The 18817-nt window shown below is 68.7% G+C and carries 18 protein-coding genes; 5 read left to right on the forward strand and 13 right to left on the reverse strand.

Going from position 1 to position 18817, the window contains the following annotated elements; genetic code table 11:
- Positions 1–3: 3 nt before the first annotated feature.
- Positions 4–702: a DUF4245 domain-containing protein gene (locus H7J89_RS19690; RefSeq protein WP_264045732.1), complete on the reverse strand. Its 699-nt coding sequence runs from the start codon at positions 700–702 to the stop codon at positions 4–6.
- Between the two features lie 55 nt (positions 703–757).
- Between H7J89_RS19690 and glpX the strand changes: the two genes are divergently transcribed.
- The 3 genes from glpX to H7J89_RS19705 all read left to right on the forward strand — a co-directional run bounded on the left by glpX (position 758) and on the right by H7J89_RS19705 (position 4175).
- Positions 758–1810, forward strand: a complete 1053-nt coding sequence (gene glpX, locus H7J89_RS19695; RefSeq protein WP_264045735.1) for a class II fructose-bisphosphatase — start codon at positions 758–760, stop codon at positions 1808–1810.
- A 25-nt stretch (positions 1811–1835) separates the two neighbouring features.
- A complete protein-coding gene (locus H7J89_RS19700; RefSeq protein WP_264045737.1) occupies positions 1836–3248 on the forward strand; it encodes a class II fumarate hydratase in 1413 nt (470 codons plus the stop codon).
- 15 nt (positions 3249–3263) lie between these two features.
- Complete coding sequence (locus H7J89_RS19705; RefSeq protein WP_264045740.1) at positions 3264–4175, forward strand: hypothetical protein; 912 nt, start codon at positions 3264–3266, stop codon at positions 4173–4175.
- 10 nt (positions 4176–4185) lie between these two features.
- Here the strand turns inward: H7J89_RS19705 and H7J89_RS19710 are convergent, their stop codons facing one another.
- The 5 genes from H7J89_RS19710 to glyA form a co-directional block, all read right to left on the reverse strand.
- Positions 4186–5640, reverse strand: a complete 1455-nt coding sequence (locus H7J89_RS19710; RefSeq protein WP_264045742.1) for an adenylate/guanylate cyclase domain-containing protein — start codon at positions 5638–5640, stop codon at positions 4186–4188.
- Positions 5641–5725: 85 nt separating this feature from the next.
- Positions 5726–6601 (reverse strand): polysaccharide deacetylase family protein, encoded by an 876-nt coding sequence (locus H7J89_RS19715; protein ID WP_264045744.1) that lies wholly within the window; start codon positions 6599–6601, stop codon positions 5726–5728.
- Positions 6602–6642: 41 nt separating this feature from the next.
- Complete coding sequence (gene phoH2 / locus H7J89_RS19720) at positions 6643–7944, reverse strand: RNA 5'-3' helicase PhoH2 (protein WP_264045746.1); 1302 nt, start codon at positions 7942–7944, stop codon at positions 6643–6645.
- A gap of 214 nt (positions 7945–8158) precedes the next feature.
- A complete protein-coding gene (locus H7J89_RS19725) occupies positions 8159–8986 on the reverse strand; it encodes an acyl-ACP desaturase (RefSeq protein ID WP_264045748.1) in 828 nt (275 codons plus the stop codon).
- 86 nt (positions 8987–9072) lie between these two features.
- The gene (glyA, locus tag H7J89_RS19730) at positions 9073–10353 is read right to left on the reverse strand and encodes a serine hydroxymethyltransferase (protein ID WP_264046117.1); all 1281 of its coding nucleotides are present in this window, start codon (positions 10351–10353) and stop codon (positions 9073–9075) included.
- Between the two features lie 113 nt (positions 10354–10466).
- Here glyA and coaA point away from each other — a divergent pair, with 113 nt between their 5' ends.
- Positions 10467–11405: a type I pantothenate kinase gene (coaA, locus tag H7J89_RS19735; protein ID WP_067210576.1), complete on the forward strand. Its 939-nt coding sequence runs from the start codon at positions 10467–10469 to the stop codon at positions 11403–11405.
- Positions 11406–11408: 3 nt separating this feature from the next.
- On the opposite strand, the gene H7J89_RS19740 is transcribed toward coaA, so the two are convergent.
- The 3 genes from H7J89_RS19740 to H7J89_RS19750 form a co-directional block, all read right to left on the reverse strand.
- Positions 11409–11834 carry a hypothetical protein gene (locus H7J89_RS19740; RefSeq protein ID WP_264045752.1) on the reverse strand — a complete coding sequence of 142 codons (426 nt, stop codon included), beginning with the start codon at positions 11832–11834 and terminating at the stop codon, positions 11409–11411.
- 231 nt (positions 11835–12065) lie between these two features.
- Positions 12066–13436, reverse strand: coding sequence for a hypothetical protein (locus tag H7J89_RS19745; protein ID WP_264045754.1), 1371 nt, complete (start codon positions 13434–13436; stop codon positions 12066–12068).
- Positions 13437–13531: 95 nt separating this feature from the next.
- Positions 13532–14320, reverse strand: coding sequence for a (2Z,6E)-farnesyl diphosphate synthase (locus H7J89_RS19750; protein ID WP_264045756.1), 789 nt, complete (start codon positions 14318–14320; stop codon positions 13532–13534).
- A gap of 153 nt (positions 14321–14473) precedes the next feature.
- Between H7J89_RS19750 and trhA the strand changes: the two genes are divergently transcribed.
- On the forward strand, positions 14474–15253 hold the full coding sequence (gene trhA, locus H7J89_RS19755; RefSeq protein WP_264045758.1) for a PAQR family membrane homeostasis protein TrhA: 780 nt from the start codon (positions 14474–14476) through the stop codon (positions 15251–15253).
- Positions 15254–15257: 4 nt separating this feature from the next.
- Here trhA and H7J89_RS19760 read toward each other — a convergent pair whose 3' ends face one another.
- The 4 genes from H7J89_RS19760 to mca are packed head-to-tail and all read right to left on the reverse strand — an operon-like array spanning position 15258 to position 18817.
- A complete protein-coding gene (locus tag H7J89_RS19760; protein WP_264045760.1) occupies positions 15258–15629 on the reverse strand; it encodes a nuclear transport factor 2 family protein in 372 nt (123 codons plus the stop codon).
- Between the two features lie 11 nt (positions 15630–15640).
- Complete coding sequence (locus tag H7J89_RS19765) at positions 15641–17653, reverse strand: thioredoxin domain-containing protein (RefSeq protein ID WP_264045762.1); 2013 nt, start codon at positions 17651–17653, stop codon at positions 15641–15643.
- Complete coding sequence (locus H7J89_RS19770) at positions 17640–17948, reverse strand: hypothetical protein (RefSeq protein ID WP_264045764.1); 309 nt, start codon at positions 17946–17948, stop codon at positions 17640–17642. The genes H7J89_RS19765 and H7J89_RS19770 overlap by 14 nt, the downstream gene beginning before the upstream one ends.
- Complete coding sequence (gene mca, locus H7J89_RS19775; RefSeq protein ID WP_264045766.1) at positions 17945–18817, reverse strand: mycothiol conjugate amidase Mca; 873 nt, start codon at positions 18815–18817, stop codon at positions 17945–17947. The genes H7J89_RS19770 and mca overlap by 4 nt, the downstream gene beginning before the upstream one ends.

Genomic DNA, 18817 nt, shown 5'->3' on the forward strand with positions numbered 1-18817 from the left:
CCTTCAGCGCGCGGGTAGCGGCGGCTGCGATTGCGTCGCCGAGGCCAGCGTACGGAACTGATCGGTGTTGCCGGCACCGGTTATCGCGATTTGGGTGGCCCCGGTCGGGCCGCTGAGCCGGGTGGTCCACACCGGCTCGGCGTCCGCCCCGCTCTGGCCGGCGCCGTTGTAGACCACCCAGTTGGTCCCGGCGACGTCGACCGCTCCGGCCGGATACGCCGACGAATGGATCGAGCCCACCAGCTTGTCCTCGTCGGCGTTGCTCTGGGTGAGGCTCAGATACATCCCGGTCGGGCTGATGTAGCCGACGACCGAGGTGGCCGCGTTCACCCGTTGACCGGTCGAGGGATCGGTGCGCCCGCCCTGGATGCCGCCGCGGTTGCCCGAGTTGGCCTGCCAGCCGGCGGGCAGCTTGGGCAGCCGAATGGGGAAGCCGAGCGTCGTGGCATCGGCCCGCAGCGCCGCCGGCGCGTCGTAGGACGGGACCGCACCCTGGTGACTGCCGGGCTGGAACGAGCACATCCCCACCAGACCGGCCAGCAAGATGCACCCGATGACCAGCGGCATCAGTGACCAGAACATGTCGCGACCGTCCTGCAGCAATCGCGGTTTGGCCGGCCTGGCAGCCGGTCCGGCCGCGGGGGCCGGCTCGCCGGCCACCTGGGCCTCCGAGCTGGCATTCAGCGGCGGCTCTTCGGTCATCCCCCGAGTATCCCAGTTCCAGCAGACCGATCAGCTTCTGGGACAATCTCCAACCATGACAGTTGAGGGCAACCGCCCATCTGGACGGCCACGTGGTGAAGCCCCGGACCGCAACCTGGCCCTGGAACTGGTCCGGGTGACCGAGGCCGGCGCGATGGCCGCCGGCCGCTGGGTGGGCCGCGGCGACAAAGAGGGCGGCGACGGCGCGGCCGTCGACGCGATGCGCGAACTGGTCAACACGGTGTCGATGCGCGGCGTGGTGGTCATCGGCGAGGGCGAGAAGGACCACGCGCCGATGCTCTACAACGGCGAGGAGGTCGGCAACGGCGACGGCCCGGACTGCGACTTCGCCGTGGATCCGATCGACGGCACCACGCTGATGAGCAAGGGCATGCCCAACGCCATCTCGGTCCTGGCGGTCGCCGACCGCGGCGCGATGTTCGATCCCTCGGCGGTGTTCTACATGAACAAGATCGCCGTCGGGCCCGAGGCCGCCAACGTGCTCGACATCACCGCCCCGATCGCCGAGAACATCAAGGCCGTCGCCAAGGTGAAAGCGCTGTCGGTGCGCGACATGACCGTGTGCATCCTGGACCGGCCCCGGCACGCCCAGCTGATCGAGGACGTCCGGCTGACCGGTGCCCGCATCCGGCTGATCACCGACGGCGACGTCGCCGGCGCCATCTCGGCCTGCCGGCCGCACTCGGGCACCGACATGCTGGCCGGGATCGGCGGCACCCCCGAGGGGATCATCGCCGCCGCCGCGATCCGGTGCATGGGCGGTGCCATCCAGGCGCAGCTGGCGCCCAAGGACGACGAGGAACGCCAGAAGGCTATCGACGCCGGCCACGACGTCGATCGGGTGCTGACCACCGAGGACCTGGTGTCCGGAGAGAACGTCTTCTTCTGCGCCACCGGGGTCACCAACGGCGACCTGCTGAGCGGCGTGCAGTACTACCCCGGCGGCTGCACGACGCAGTCGATCGTGATGCGGTCGAAGTCGGGCACTGTCCGCATGATCGAGGCTTATCACCGGCTCTCGAAGCTCAACGAATACTCCGCCATCGACTTCACCGGCGACAGCACCGCCGCCTATCCCCTGCCCTGACCGAAACCAGCGAGGACTGCTACCTATGGCCGATAGCGCCACCGATACCGAATACCGCATCGAACACGACACCATGGGCGAGGTCCGGGTGCCCGCAAAGGCGTTGTGGCGCGCGCAAACCCAGCGTGCCGTGGAGAACTTTCCCATCTCGGGCCGGGGCCTGGAGCGCACCCAGATCCGCGCCCTGGGCCTGCTGAAGGGCGCGTGCGCACAGGTCAACAAGGACCTCGGGTTGCTGGCACCGGAGAAGGCGGACGCCATCATCGCCGCGGCCGCCGAAATCGCCGACGGCCAACACGACGACCAGTTCCCCATCGACGTCTTCCAGACCGGGTCGGGCACCAGCTCCAACATGAACACCAACGAGGTGATCGCGAGCATCGCCGCGGCCAACGGTGTCACGGTGCACCCCAACGACGACGTGAACATGTCGCAGTCGTCCAACGACACCTTCCCGACCGCCACCCACATCGCGGCGACCGAGGCGGCGGTGCGTCACCTGATCCCGGCGCTCGAGGTGTTGCATGAAGCGCTGGAGAGCAAGGCCCGCGAGTGGCAGACGGTGGTCAAGTCGGGCCGCACCCACCTGATGGATGCCGTTCCGGTGACCCTCGGCCAGGAATTCAGCGGCTACGCCCGCCAGATCGAGGCGGGAATCGAACGGGTGCGCGCCACGCTGCCGCGGCTGGGCGAGCTGGCGATCGGCGGGACGGCGGTCGGCACCGGCCTCAACGCCCCCGACGGCTTCGGAGCCCGGGTGGTCGAGACGTTGATCGCCTCCACCGGCCTGAACGAACTGCGCACGGCCGCCAACTCTTTCGAAGCTCAGGCGGCGCGCGACGGCCTGGTCGAGGCCTCCGGCGCGCTGCGCACCATCGCGGTATCGCTGACCAAGATCGCCAACGACATCCGCTGGATGGGATCGGGCCCACTGACCGGCCTGGCCGAGATCCAGCTGCCGGACCTGCAACCGGGTAGCTCGATCATGCCGGGCAAGGTGAATCCCGTTCTACCGGAAGCGGTTACGCAGGNGGCCGCGCAGGTGATCGGCAATGACGCCGCGGTGGCCGTCGGCGGCTTGTCCGGCGCGTTCGAGCTCAACGTCTACATCCCGATGATGGCCCGCAACATCCTCGAGTCGTTCAAGCTGCTGACCAATGTGTCGAGGCTGTTCGCGGAGCGCTGCATCGTCGGGCTCAAGGCCAACGTCGAGCACCTGCGGGAGCTGGCCGAATCGTCGCCGTCGATCGTGACGCCGCTGAACTCGGCGATCGGCTACGAGGAGGCCGCCGCGGTGGCCAAGCAAGCCCTCAAGGAGCGCAAGACGATTCGCCAGACCGTGATCGACCGCGGCCTGATCGGCGACAAACTCTCGGAAGAAGAACTGGACCGCCGGCTGGATGTCCTGGCGATGGCCAAAGTCGAACCGGCGAAATAGGCAGGTGGTTCAGCGATGACGGCTCCTCCCGGCGGCCCCTACGGTCAGGGACCCTATGGAAATCCGTACGGGCAGCAACCCTATTGGGGAGGCCAGCCGCAGGGCGGCCCGCAACCGTACCCGCCTACCGGCCCCTACCAGTATCCGCCACCGGGGTATCCGCAAGCGGGACAGCAGTTCCCGCCCGGGCCATACCCGCCCGGGCCCCCGCCGGGCGGTCCCGGCTCGAAGCTGCCCTGGCTGATCGTCGGTGGCCTCGTCATCCTGGCCGTCATCGCGCTGGTGGCGACGCTGGTCGTGATGCGCGGCGGCAGCCACGGCAGGTCCCCGGCCGCCGGGCCGTCGTCGACCACCAGCACCACCAGCCAACCGAAGGGTCAGCAGACCGCCACCGACTGCACCCCGAACGTGTCCGGCGGTGAGATACCGCGCACCGACTCGATCGCCGCCGGTAAGCTCTCGTTCCCGGCCAGTTCGGTGCCGCCCAACTGGACGGTGTACTCCGACGACCAGAACCCGAACCTGATCGGCGCCGTGGGCGTCGCCCAGGAAGTGCCCGGGGCCAGTCAGTGGATGATGACGGCGGAGGTCGGCGTCAGCAACCTCGTCTCCAGCATGGACGTCACCGCCCAGGCGTCGAAGTTGTTGCAGTGCATCGCCAACGGGCCCGGATATGCGAACGCGTCGCCCACGCTGGGACCGACGAAGACCTCGTCGATCACCGTCGACGGGACCAAGGCCGCCCGCGCCGACGCCGACGTCACGATCGCCGACCGCACCCGCAACGTCAAGGGCGACTCGGTCACCGTCATCGCCGTCGACACCAAGCCGGTCACCGTGTTCGTCGGCAGCACACCCATCGGTGACAGCGCTTCCGCGGACATCATCGGGCGGATGATCGCCGCGCTGAAGGTCGCGAAGTCCTGACGCGGCCCGACTAGGCCGGCGCCGAGACGTGGGTGGCTTCGGATCGCCCCCGCAGAACGGTGGAATAGCACTCGGCCCAATGCGTTGCCTCTGTTTCGTCCGCCCGCTCGATGGCCGCCGCGGCGCACAGGATCCGCCGGTCGGCGGTCTTGGCGAGGTCCGCCAGCCGCGCGGCCTCGTTGACGGCGTCGCCGATCACCGTGTACTCGTACCGGTTTTCGGCGCCGATGTTGCCCGCGAAGACGCGGCCCGCCGAGACGCCGATGCCGAAATCGACCGGTAGCCGGCGCAACTGGGTGCCCAGGGCGCGGGCGGTCGCCAGCGCGGCCGACGCCGGCTCGCCGGTCGGCAACGGCGCCCCGAAGACGGCAAGCGCGGCGTCCCCGGCGAATTTGTTGATCAGCCCGTGGTGTTCGTCGACGGCATTGACGACGATGCGGAAGAAATCGTTGAGGATTTCGGCAACCTCTTGCGGGGGACGGCTTTCCGCCAGCTGCGTCGAGCCCACCAGGTCGATGTAGAGGACCGCCGCCTCGACCACGTCCCCGGACAGCGACGCGCCCTCGTCGATGGCGCGCTGGGCGACGTCCGCCCCGACGTGGCGCCCGAATAGGTCGCGCAACCGGTCGCGCTCGGCCAGCCCGGCGACCATGCGATTGAAACCCGTTTGCAGACGTCCGATTTGCGAGCGCTCATAGGCCCCGACGTAGGTTCCGATGCGGCCGTGTTCGACCTCCGCCATGGCGTCCACCACCTCGCCGAGCGGATCGGAAATGGACCGTGACGTCAAGATCATGGTCGGCAGCCCGAGCACCAGTGCCGCCAGGGACACCACGAGGATCGGAACATCCAGCGACGCGGACTTCTCGATCAGCCACCCGTACGAGCGAAGGACGACCAGGGTTGCGATCACCCCGATGGGGAAGGCGCTGCACAAAAACCACAGCAGGACCAGTCGCGCGTATACGCCGGGCACTGCCAGCCGCGGCTCGCAGCCCAGCGTGGCGGCGCGCATGACTGGGCGCAGCACGCGCTGCGCCAGCAGCATCGCCGTTCCGGCGGCGGCCGGTCCGCCCAGCAGCACACCGAGCGCGATGGGCAGCAGCAGCTGCGCCCCGCCGCGCAGGTTCAGCAGCATGAAGATTCCGCCGGTGACACCCCAGGCCCCGAACAGGATCGCCGACTGGCGGCCGGGCAGCTTCATCGCGGCCTCGCGCTGCTCCTGGTTGGGCTCGGCCCCGGCCGCGTACCAGCGCAGCGTCGGGGCCGCGCTCAGGATCGCGGCCGCCGCGACGCCGACGATGCCCAACAGGACGAGCACGACCACCGCCGTGGTATTGGCCTGCGCGAAGTCGGAATTAGCCCCGACCGACGTGTGACCGCGCAGTGGAACCAAGATGGCGGCCGCTTCGATGACGGCCAGGAAGTAGGACAGTGCGAGGTCGACCCCGTATTGAATCGCCAACCGCCGGGCCGACTTTCGTTGCCCCGCAGACGCTCGCGGCCGGCGATTCCGAAGCCGGGCGCTCGCGCGGTCCCACAAGCTCGTGCTAAGCACCGTTGTTCGGACCGCCCGAGTTCTGGCCCGGGATGTCGGTGATCGGGAAGTTGGGCATCGGCCTGGGCGAGGACGTGCTCGGCAGCGGCGGGATGTCGCCGGGCGGGATGTCGTGGAGTTCGTTCACCGGCGGCCCGTTCTCGCGGCCGCCATAGCTGCTCCCCGGCGCGCGCGGGCCCAGCAGTTCGCTGACCGTCACCATCCGGTAGCCGTTGGCCTTGAGCACCGGGATGAACTGGTAGACCAGGTCGACGGTGCTCGAGTAGGTGTCATGGAACAACACCACCGAACCCGGCTTGATGTACGTCATCAACATGTACCGCGTCGCCGCCGTGTTCGAGTCGTTCGCCCAGTCGAAAGGAATGACATCCCAGAGGATTTCGGCGAGCCCGAACCGGCCCGCCGTCTGGCGCACGGCATCGTTGGACAGCCCGCCGGCGGGGCGATACAGGTTGGGGGTCCGGCCCGTGGCGGCGGCGATCGCGTCGTTGGCCTTGGAAAACTGGGAGGCGATGTCTTCGGGAGGGATCGTCACCATGTTGGGGTGTTCCCAGGTGTGGTTGCCGATCTCCATCCCGGCGTCGGCGACCTGCTTGGCCCCCGCAGGGTTCGCGGCCACCTTGTTGCCGATCTCGAAGAACGTGGCCTTCGCGTCGTTGTCCTTCAGAATCTGCAGCAGCCGGCCGTCGAACGGGCTGGGTCCGTCGTCGAACGTCAGCGCGACACACTTGACCATCGAGCAACTGAGATTGTCGGCGCGCGTCACGTGACCGGTCAGACCCCCGATCACCAGCACCGCAACCGCCGCGACGACACCGACAACCGTGCGCCAATAGCGCCAGGCTTGGCTGTCGGGTCTTTTCGGCACCGTCGAAGTTTATCGAACGCGTGGCCAGGCGAAATCCGCCGTCACTGCGGTCCGGCGATCTCCTCGAGCATCTCGGTGACCAGCGCGGCGATCGGCGACCGCTCGCTGCGCAACAGCGTGATGTGGGCGAACAGCGGGTGGCCTTTGAGCTTCTCGATCACCGCGGCGACCCCGTCGTGCCGGCCGACCCGCAGGTTGTCGCGCTGCGCGATGTCGTGCGTCAGCACCACCCGCGACCCGGCTCCCAGCCTGGACAGCACCGTCAGCAAGACGTTGCGTTCCAGCGACTGGGCCTCGTCGACGATGACGAACGAGTCGTGCAGCGACCGGCCGCGGATGTGGGTCAGCGGCAGCACCTCGAGCATGCCCCGGGAGAGCACCTCCTCGAGCACGGCCGGGCTGGCCAGTCCCTCAAGCGTGTCGAAGACCGCCTGCGCCCAGGGGCCCATCTTCTCGCTCTCGCTGCCGGGCAGGTAGCCCAGCTCCTGGCCGCCCACGGCGTACAGCGGCCGGAAGACCACCACCTTGCGCTGGGTCCGCCGTTCCAGCACGGCCTCCAGGCCCGCGCACAACGCCAGCGCCGACTTGCCGGTGCCGGCCTTGCCGCCCAGCGACACGATGCCCACCGACTCGTCGAGCAGCAGGTCGAGTGCCACCCGCTGTTCGGCGGACCGGCCGCGCAGGCCGAATGCCTCGCGGTCGCCGCGAACCAGCTGGACGCGTTTGTCCGCATTGACCCGGCCCAGCGCGTGCGAGCTGCCGCCGAGCAGCCGAATGCCGGTGTGGCAGGGCAGGTCTCGCGCTTCGGTCAGGTCGATCTCACCTTCGGCGAACAACGCGTCGATGTCCTCGGTGGCGGTCTCGATTTCACGCATCCCCGACCACCCGGAGGCCACCACGTCTTGCGCGTGATATTCGTCGGCGGCCAGCCCGACCGCGGCGGCCTTGACGCGAAGCGGAATGTCCTTGCTGACCAACGTCACTCGCTTGCCTTCGGCGGCGAGGTTGGCGGCGCAGCTCAAGATCCGGCAGTCGTTGTTGTCGCTGCGGAAACCGGCGGGCAGCACGGCGGGGTCGGTGTGGTTGAGCTCGACGTGAAGCGTACCGCCTTGTGCCCCAATGGGAATAGGCTGATCGAGCCGGCCGTGCAGGAGCCGGAGATCGTCGAACAGGCGCAACGCCTGACGGGCGAACCACCCCAACTCGTGGTGATGCCGCTTGGCCTCGAGTTCGCTGATCACCACCAGCGGAACCACCACCTCGTGCTCGGCGAACCGGCTGCACGCCCATGGGTCGGACAGCAGCACGGAGGTGTCGATCACGTAGGTCCGGATTTCGGTCACGTAGCGCTCCTCGAGCGGAATGAGCCCGCGCGGACCCGCACAGGCATGTCGGCGGGAACTGCGACACCAGGACCGGGGCCGGTCCTTCCGTTGTGGTGACGGGAGGTGCCGCCCTGGCAGCTGAGCATGACGCTGACCATCGAGATCGACGCTACTCTCGTCGCCGCTTTGCAGCAGCGCAGGCGCGCCGACGACGGGCGCGCGCGAAGATCGGCTAGGCGATGACGAACTGCTTGAGGGCGGGCTCGTCGGCCACACCCCATGCGGTGATGCGATCCGAGATCGCCTGCCGCAGCTGCTGTTGGTCGAAGATGCCCGCGTCGGCGACGTTGCGCAGCTTGTCCCGATAGGAGTCGATGTCGGCGCCGGGCACCTGCAGGTCGGCCGCTCGGGCCGCGATGGCCGCGATCGTCTCGTCGCGGGTGTAGGAGAGGCAGTGCTCGACCAGGTTGGAGAAGAAGACTTCGTGCCGACGCTCGTCGCGCGCGATTCGGTCGATGAGCCCGGCCAGGATGGGCTCCTCGAGCTTGGCCGCCAGGTTCTCGCAGAAGACGGCGTGCGTGCGCTCGGTGAGCGCCATGTGCACCAGGGTCTCCACCTGCGTGTAGGTGTCGGCGCGGTAGCCCTTCATGACGTACTGGACCCGCGCCTCCTCGTTGGCGGTCGGGTCGACCTCGCGGGTGACCACCAGGTACTCCCGCAGCGCGATGGCGTGCAGGTGCTCCTCCGCGGTCCACCGGCCCAGCCAGCGGCCCCACCAGTCTTCGAGGATGAAGTGCTCGACGAGCTCGCGGTGATGGCCGGCCAGGTTGTCCTTGAGCAGCAGCAGGATCTCGCAGGCGTCGGTGTACGCCCGGGGCAGCGTCGCGTCGGACGGCTCCCAGTCGCGTCCGCCGAGGAACGCGAAGTTCTCGCCCCTTTCGAACGGCACGTAGTCGTGGGCGAACCAGAGTTCCTCGGTGTTGAGGTGGCGATCCATGTTGGCTTCGCACACCGGCTCGAGTTCCAGGGTCAGCGCGTTAGCTACAGGTTTCTGTGCCATGCGGTTACTGTAACTCGCGTACACAGGTTCGTGAAATCGCCCGGCCCGTGTCGTGACAACTGGTGACTTTGGTCCTTTCGCCGCGCCTAGCGGTCGACCAGCGTCCACTCCTCGAGACCCTCGTACAGCGGGAAATCCCTGGCCAGGCGCGTCACCCGCTGCCGCAGCGCGGCCAGGTCCGCCCCGCCGCCCGCCGCCAGCGCGGTGGCGATGACGTCGGCAACCTCGGTGAACTCCGCGTCCCCGAAGCCGCGGGTCGCCAGCGCGGGCGTGCCCACCCGCAGGCCGGACGTCACCATCGGCGGGCGCGGGTCGTTGGGGACCGCGTTGCGGTTGACCGTGATGCCGATTTCGTGGAGCAGGTCCTCGGCGGCCTGGCCGTCCAGCGGTGAATTGCGCAGGTCCACCAGCACCAGGTGGACGTCGGTGCCGCCGCTGACCACCGACACACCGGCTTTGGTGACGTCGGGGGCCGTCAGCCGGTCGGCGATGATGCGGGCACCGGACAGGGTGCGCTGCTGCCGGTCGGCGAACTCGGGGGTGCCGGCGATCTTGAGTGCGACGGCCTTGCCGGCGATGACGTGCATCAGGGGCCCACCCTGCTGACCGGGGAACACCGCGGAGTTGACGGATTTGGCGTACTCCTGCTTACCGAGGATCAGGCCGGAACGCGGGCCGCCGAGCGTCTTGTGCACGGTCGTGGACACCACGTCCGCGTGCGGCACCGGCGACGGGTGCAATCCCACGGCGACCAGTCCCGCGAAGTGCGCCATGTCCACCCACAGCTTGGCGTCGACCTCGTCGGCGATCGAGCGAAAAGCCGCGAAGTCCAGAATCCGCGGGTAGGCCGACCAGCCGGCGATGATGACCTTGGGCCGGAACTCGAGGGCCTTGGCCCGCACCGCGTCCATGTCCACCAGGTGCGTCGTGGGATCCACACCGTAAAAACCGGTTTCGTAGAGCTTGCCGGAGAAGTTGAGCTTCATTCCGTGCGTCAGGTGCCCGCCGTTGGCGAGGTCGAGGCCCAGCAGCCGCTCCCCCGGCGTCATCAGCGCCTGCAGCACGGCGGCGTTGGCCTGCGCACCCGAATGCGGCTGCACATTGGCGAAGTCTGCGCCGAAGAGCGCCTTGGCCCGGTCGCGGGCGATGTTCTCCACGACGTCGACGTACTCGCAGCCGCCGTAGTAGCGCCGGCCGGGCAGACCCTCGGCGTACTTGTTCGTCAGGACGCTGCCCTGGGCCTGCAGCACCGCGCGCGGCACGAAGTTCTCCGAGGCGATCATCTCCAGGGTGTCGCGCTGACGGCCCAGCTCTTTGCCGAGCACCTCGGCGATGTCGGGGTCGACCTCGGCGAGTGCGGCGGACATGACGGACGTGGAGGGGCGGGCGTCGGGTGCAGCGGTCACGGCGCCAGTCTATCCAGCGACGGTTTAGCCAGCCCAGCCGTCGGGGGCGCGTCCGCCCCTGCAACACTTGCACCATGCCGCGGCTTAGCGAGCCGAGCCCCTATGTGGAGTTCGACCGAAAGCAATGGCGCGCGCTTCGCATGTCGACGCCGCTGGCCCTCACCGAAGAGGAATTGGTTGGCCTGCGCGGTCTTGGTGAGCAGCTCGACCTGCTCGAAGTGGAAGAGGTTTACCTGCCGCTGGCCCGGCTGATCCACCTTCAGGTCGCCGCGCGCCAGCGGTTGTTTGCCGCCACGGCCGAGTTCCTCGGCGAGCCGCAACAGAACCCCGACCGGCCGGTGCCGTTCGTGATCGGCGTGGCCGGCAGCGTCGCGGTCGGCAAATCGACCACGGCCCGCGTGCTGCAGGCCCTGCTGGCCCGCTGGGACCACCACCCCAGGGTGGACCTGGTGACCACCGACGGCTTCCTATATCCGAACGCCGAACTCGATCGGCGAAACTTGATGCACCGCAAGGGTTTTCCAGAGAGCTACAACCGCCGGGCGCTGATGCGGTTCGTGACGTCGGTCAAATCCGGCAGCGACTACGCGTGCGCGCCGGTTTACTCGCACCTCAAATACGACATCATCCCCGGCGCCAAGCACGTCGTGCGCCATCCCGACATCCTGATCCTGGAGGGCCTCAACGTCCTGCAGACCGGTCCAACCCTGATGGTGTCGGACCTGTTCGACTTCTCGCTGTATGTGGACGCCCGCATCGAAGACATCGAGCAGTGGTACGTGTCGCGCTTCCTGTCGCTGCGCGGCACCGCCTTCGCCGACCCGGAGTCACACTTCCATCACTACTCGGCCCTCAACGACACCAAGGCCGTCGCCGCGGCGCGCGAGATCTGGCGGTCCATCAACCGGCCCAATCTGGTCGAGAACATCCTGCCGACCCGGCCCCGGGCCACCCTGGTGCTGCGCAAGGACGCCGACCACTCGATCAACCGGCTCCGGTTGCGCAAGCTCTAGCGGTCACGCCGTTTCGAGACGGCGCACCCCCAGGTACTGCAGCCCGGCGAAAGCCGCGGTGTACACGCCGACGGCCAGCGTTGCGGCTATCCCGGTCGCGGACAGCGGCAGCGCGCCCGCGGCCACGATCGCTGCCAGTGTGAACACGATGTTGGCCGCGATGACGCCGATGCCGACGCGGCGCAGGTTGGGCGCCGCCGCAACGAGGAATACGGCCAAGCCGCTGAACACGAAGAGGGCGCCGAGGCTGTACTCCTGCAACGACGTCAGGCCCGTCAGCGATGAAAGTGGGTCGGCGAGAAAGGCGATGGCCAAACCGCACAGTCCCGTCAAGGTGGCGTCGGCGCGCATGGCGAAACGCAGCAGCGAGTCGGTCGCGTCATACAGGGGTCGAGTTGCCAGACCGGGTGCGCCAGATGCATACATCATGTGATTACTCCTCGCGATGGCGATTGGGGTCGAACATCAGCGTGCCTCCGGCCCACTGCCATATCGACTCGTGGCACTGCCAACTACTGCCACGGATAAAAAGACCAGTGGGTTCGCCGGGCTATTCCCATTTGCGGGCAAGAATCGAAATCGTTATTCGACAACCGCCAGTCTGGCGCTCAACAGCCCCAGCAGTCACAGCAGTCATGGGGCACAACCGTCGTTCCCGGATCAGTCGCTAGCCACCGGCACCCGCCCGCGCAGGTCGGCGGCGATCAGCCGGGCGGCGGCGTTCTGCCAGTTGTGCAGCGAGCGCTGCGGAACCTCGGTGACCAGCCACTGCCAGGCCTGACGAGCGGTGGGATCCAGTCCCGCGGCGGTGGCGTTCTGCGCGTACGCACGCACGCCGACGACGTACGGGAAATACAGCGAGTTGTAGTGGCGCCACTGCTCGGTGGTCCCGAAATCGCCGGCGTCCCGCGGCTTGAGCCGCCCGATCGCGTCCGCGAGAACCGCCTTGAGTTCGTTGGCCCGTTCCAGCGGATGGTCGGGCGCCCCCCGGGCGGCGAGCCGCTCATCGATGACGGGCAGTGCGGTCAACGGGCTGGCGACCAGCTTGCTCAGATCGCCGTAATGGCCCAGGGCGCGACGCGTGAGCCTGGCGAAGGTGACGTCGTCGACGTGGCGGAGCGGATCCACCGACCGCAACGGCAGCGCCGCGCCGGTATTCCGCAGCGCCGCCCGATCCTCCCGCAGCGCGGGCGTTTTCGAGAATGCCAGCCGGTCGAGAACCCCGGCCAGCGGGTCTGCCAGCACCTGCACGGCGATCGCGACCGCCAGGCTGGTAAACAGCAGCACGGTGAGCGCGGTCTGCGCGGCGCGGTCGTGGCGGGTCAGCGCCAGGCCGATCAGCGCCTGGCCGCCGAACAACACCGCCACCGCCACCGAGCCGGCAAACGAGCGGAGCATGTCGGCGCGCAACGCCTGGCCCTCGTCGAACGCATCCCACAGCGCGACGGCGAGCCCGAGCGAGAGGACGTCGAGACTCGTCGACGCCAGCGCCACCCAACTGGGCACCAGGCCGAGCGGAATGATCAGGATGGCGTTGCCGAGCGCGAAGAACAACGTCGCGACGACGGCGAGCCCGACTGCCGACCGCGGCCGACGCGCCTGCCGCAACGCGACGGCCATCGCGGCGAAGGTGGACACCGAGATCACCGCGAACATCACCCAGTGCCCGGTCCGGAGTGGTCCCTCGACACTGCCGGCCAGCATCGCCCCGAACAGGGTCAGCGCGGCGACCCCGGCCACCAGGACCAACTCGCGCGTGCGCGGTCTCGGGCCGTCGCTGGGCCGGGCCAGCTCGACGAGCACCGCGAACCACGCCACGCCGGGGATGGTCACCAGGTAGATCTCAACGCGGCTGAGCACGTGGGCGTACCCGGGGCTGGCGGTCCGCACCGCATCCAGCGCGACCACCAGCGCGAAACCGCACAGGCCGATCGCCGCCAAGACGAGCACCGGCTTCCGCGGATCGCGAGCTAGCAGGTACAGCCCGAGCCACCCGCTCAGCGTGAAAACCACCGCCGACAGCGCAGCCATGCACCCAGTTTGGCACGGGTTTGATGCGTGCCGACCCGCTACGCCCGGCTCGCGCCGCGCTTGCGATCGACACGGGCCTGATGCGTGCCGACCGGCTACTTGCCGTACCTGCGGTGCCGCTGACTGTAATCACGCAGCGCACGCAGGAAATCCACCCGGCGGAACGCGGGCCAGTGCGCCTCCGTGAACCACATCTCCGAATACGCGCTCTGCCACAGCAGGAACCCGGACAGGCGTTGCTCCCCCGACGTGCGGATCACCAGGTCGGGATCGGGTTGCCCGGAGGTGTAGAGGTTTTCGGAAATGCCGTCGACGCTGACCGCGTCGATGAGCTCCTCGGCCGATGCACCGTTGGCGAGTTCCTTGCTCAGCAATGCCCGCACCGCGTCGACGATCTCACGGCGGCCGCCATAACCGACCGCGACGTTGACGTGGAACGTCGCAATGACGGGTGTGGATTCCACCGCGTCGCGCAGCCGCCGGGCCGGTTCCTCGCCGAGCAACTCCAGATCGCCGACGGTGCGCACGCTCCAACGATTGGCCGGTGCGCAGATCTCCTCGACGACGTCGGTGATGATTTCGATGAGCCCCGCCAGCTCGTCGGGGTCGCGTTGGAGGTTTTCCGTGGACAGCAGGTAGACCGTGGTCATCCCGATGCCGGCCTCCTGACACCAGCGCAGCATCTCGGCGATCTTCGCCGCACCCATGCGGTAGCCGTAGCTGACGTCGGTATAACCGGCGTCGCGGGCCCATCGCCGGTTGCCGTCGCACAGGACCGCGATGTGACGGGGCAGGTGGGATTTGGAGGAGGCCAGGCCCTGCCGCAGCCGCAACTCGTAGACGCGATACAGCGGGTCTTTGAGACGCGGCGGGATAATTTCCACGGAGATTCAGCCTACTGTGAGCTGCGCCAAATTCCCCCCTGCTATTCGGCGATGTCACCCGCGCGGAGAGACCATGCCGTTACCGACGCCGACTATGTTGGTGATGAGCAGCCACTGGCAATCCCCGACCTGTAAGACGAGGGCACAGGAGACATGAGCAGCCAGACGAGCACGTCTGCCAATTCGGAGCGATCGGATCGCGAATCCGAGGCCGTCACCCCCGGCAACACCGTCGAACAGCTTGTCGAGGGTACGGCCCAGGCGCTGAGCAAGCCCCGCATGCGCGGCTGGATCCACTTCTTCTCCGCGTGGCTGGCGTTCATCACCGGCGCCACGCTGGTGTCGGTGTCGTGGGCCGCCTCATCGCCGCGCGCCGGTCATTCGACGCTGATCTACGCGGCGGCAACGGTAGCGATGTTCGCCGTCAGCGCCACCTATCACCGGGTGCAGTGGACGTCCGATGCGGCCCGGAACCTCATGAAGCGGCTGGACCATTCGATGATCTTCGTGTTCATCGCCGGCAGCTACACGCCATTCGCGCGCCTGGCCATGCCGCAGCAGACCGGCGTGGAGGTGCTGTGGATCGTGTGGGGCGGCGCGGTGGCGGGCATCCTGCTGAAGGTGTGCTGGCCGACGGCGCCGCGGTGGCTGGGTGTGCCGCTGTACCTAATGCTGGGCTGGGTGGCTGTGTGGTACTGCCCGACGATTCTGCACAAGGCCGGCGTGGCGGCGATGGTGCTGCTGGCCGTCGGCGGGGTGTTCTACAGCGTCGGCGGCATCTTCTACGGGCTACGGTGGCCCGACCCGTGGCCCAGCACGTTCGGGTATCACGAGTTCTTCCACGCCTTCACCGCGATCGCGGCCATCCTGCACTACATCGCTATGTGGTTCGCGGTGTTCTACGTCGGCGACCACGCGTGGCTGGTGCGCTGAACGGCTACAGCTGCGTGACGTCGGCGGGCGACCAGTAGGCCTTCATGTGAGCGACCTTGCCGTCCTCGTCGAACGCCATCACGTCGATCGGCTCGATCACCATCCGGTGCTCCCCGGCGGTGATCGTGAGCCGGAAATGGAAGGCGGCCTCGTTGCCGGCGACCCGCAGCGTCACCAGCTTGCATTCGCGCTGCACCTCGTTGACCGCCGAATAGAAGCCGTGGATCGCCTGGCGGCCGATGTGCACCTCGCCGCCGACGGGATCCTCGACGGTGGCGTCATCGGCGTACAGCTCGACCAACTCGTCGGCGCCGCCCTTGGCGACCAGTTCGATGTAGCGGTTGACCGTGTCGGTGATGTGTTGGGCGCTCGGCATGAAATGTCACGCTACCGTGGCGCGCCGAGCGCGCTCGCGAGGTCTTCGGCGGCGGTGACCGGCAAGTCGCACACCCGGCCGCGGCACACGTAGGCGGCGTCGGCGCCGGCCACCCGGTCGCGGCCGGTCAGCAGCTCCGACGAGTCCTTTTCGCCGCCCACGACGATCGCCCCGCCCGGTGCCAGCCGCCGCGCATCGGCCAGCAGCGCCGACCGCGACGGTTCGCAGGCGACCGCGATCTGCAGCGGTCCGCGCACCGCGGCCTCCGCCACGGCCAGCCAGTGGCCCGCCGAGCGTGGCGCGCGCTCCAGGAGCACCGAATGCGCGTTGAGCCCGTCGGCCGCCGCCCGCAGATACCGCTCCGCGCGGCCGCCCTCGACCAGGTGCGCCGCGGTGAGCAGCGCCTCGGTGATCGACGACGCGCCCGACGGAGTCGCCCCGTCCAGCGGGTCGGCGGGCCGAAGCATCAACCGCTCGGCGTCGTCGGCGGTGTCGAACCAGCGGCCGGGCCGCTGCGGGTCGGCGAAGTGCCGCAGGGCGGTGTCGAGCAGATCCGTTGCCGCCGTCAGCCAGGCGGCGTCGGCGTCCAGCTGGTAGAGGGCGAGCAGGCCGGTGGCCAGCATCGCGTGGTCTTCGAGGATGGCGGCGCTGTCGCCGACCATCCCGCCCAGGCTGGCGCGCCGCAGCCGCCCGTCGACCAGGTGCGAGCCCAGCAGTGCGCGTGCGCAATCGCGTGCGGCCCCGGCCAATTCGGGCGCGTCCAGGGCCACGCTGGTCTCGGCCAGCGCGGTGATCGCCAGACCGTTCCAGGACGTGACGACCTTGTCGTCGCGGCCGGGCTGGGCTCGGGTGAGCCGGGCGGCCAGCAGCGCGGCCCGGACTCGTTCGAGCCGTTGCGGGTCGTCGGGATCGGCGGGCAATTGCAGCACCGCGGCGCCGTGTTCGAAGGTCCCGGACGCGGTGACCGCGAAAGCGGTTGCGGCCCAGGGTCCGTCGTCGGGGCCGAGCACCTCGGTGAGCTGCCCGGGCGTCCAGACATAGGTCGAGCCCTCGCGGCCGTCGGCGTCGGCGTCCAGCGACGACGTGAACACGGCGCCGTCGGCCAGGTCGTCGAGCAGGAAGCGCGCGGTCTGGGCGGCGACTCGGCGCGCCAGCGGATCCCCGGTCCGCCGGGCCCAGTGCGCGTAGGCGCGCAGCAGCAACGCATTGTCGTACAGCATCTTCTCGAAATGCGGTACCACCCAAGCGTTGTCGACGCTATAACGGGCGAACCCGCCGGCCAGCTGATCGTAGATTCCGCCGCGGGCCATCGCGTTGCCGGTGTGCGCGACGGCCTCCAGCGCCGCCGTCGATCCGGTGCGTTCGTGGTTGCGCAGCAATGCCTCGAGAATCGCCGACGGCGGAAATTTGGGCGCGCCGCCGAAGCCGCCATGCACCGCGTCCCGGTCGCCGAGCACCGCGGCGACCGCGTGGTCACACAGCGCCGGCGCGACGTCCGGGCCGCCGGGGGGCAGCCCGGAGGCCATCGCACGCAATTCGCCCGCGATGGCCTCGGACGCCTCCTCCACGTCGCCGCGGCGCTGGTGCCAGGTGGCGGACACCGCCGAAAGCAGTTGCAGAAAGCCGTCTTTCGGATAGTAGGTGCCGCAAAAGAAGGGCCGGCCGTCGGGCGTCAGGAAACACGTCATGGGCCAGCCGCCGTGTCCGGTCAGCGCCACCGTGGCGTTCATGTAGACGGCGTCGAGGTCGGGGCGTTCCTCCCGGTCGACCTTGATGCAGACGAATCCGGAGTTCATCGCGGCGGCCACCTCGTCGTCCTCGAACGATTCGTGCGCCATCACGTGACACCAATGGCAGGCGGCATAGCCGATGGAGAGCAGGATGGGCACGTCGCGCTCGGCCGCGGCCGCGAGCGCCTGCGGGGTCCACTGTTGCCAGTGCACCGGGTTGTCGGCGTGCTGGCGCAGATACGGGCTGGTGGCCAGCCCGAGGGTGTTTTTCGCGGCAGCGTCAGCCGGGCTCATCGCCGGGTCCCGGTGCCCGCTCCGATCCGTTCGCCTGGCCCGGGGGGCGGTTGTCTGCCTGGTCGACCGCGTCGGTGCCTTCGTCGGCGGCCTGGTCGGGCTCGGGGTGCTTGGGGTCGAACGAGTCGGGCACCTTCTTGAGTTGCTTGTTCATCGAGCGCAGCAGGAACAGCGTGGCGATCAGCAGCACCACGACGATCAGCAGCCCGATCGGGCTGGCCTTACCGAAGTCCGGCCCGGTGTGCTGCGGCGCGCCGTCGGCCAACGCACTCGCGGTCAAAAACAGGTGGTTCACCCGTCACTCTCGATTCCGGCGAACAAGTCGTCCTCGGGCAGTCGGACGGGCACCCGCGAGCGCGCGAGCTCGAATTCCTCCGTCGGCCAAAGCCGCTGCTGCCATTCGATCGGCGCGGCGAAGAAGTCGTGGTCCGGGTCGATTTGGGTGGTGTGCGCCCGCAGCGCATCGTCGCGTTGACTGAAATACGCCGAGCACTCGACGCGCGTCGTGACTCGGGACTCGAACGGGTCGTGCGCGGCTTCCCAGTGCTCGAGCCACTTCGCGAACGGGGGTTCGTGCCCGTGTTTGATGGCCTCATCGTGCAACAGCTGCATCCGGGCCCGCAGGAACCCGTGGATGTAGTAGAGCTTCGAAACGACCCACGGCTCGCCCGCGTCCGGAAACCGCCGGTAGTCTCCGGCCGCCTCGAAGGCGCCGACCGAAACCTGGTGGCAGCGAATGTGATCCGGATGCGGGTAGCCGCCGTTCTCGTCGTAGGTGGTGATCACGTGCGGCCGGAACTCGCGGACCACGCGAACCAGCGACTCGACCGACTCCTCCAGCGGCACCAGCGCGAAGCATCCTTCGGGCAGCGGGGGCGGCGGGTCGCCTTTGGGCAAGCCGGAGTCGACGAAGCCCAGCCAGGTGTGCTCGACACCGAGGATCTCGGCGGCCTTCGCCATCTCGTCGCGTCGGATCTCGGCGATGTGGCCGTGCACCTCGGGCAGGTCCATCGCGGGATTGAGAATGTCGCCGCGCTCGCCGCCGGTCAGCGTCACCACCAGCACCCGGTGGCCCTCGTCGGCGTAGCGGGCGAGGGTGGCCGCGCCCTTGCTGGACTCGTCGTCGGGGTGGGCGTGCACCGCCATCAACCGCAGTTCGCTCAC

This window comes from Mycobacterium paraffinicum (assembly GCF_025822865.1).
In the GTDB taxonomy this organism is placed as follows: Bacteria; Actinomycetota; Actinomycetes; order Mycobacteriales; family Mycobacteriaceae; genus Mycobacterium; species Mycobacterium paraffinicum.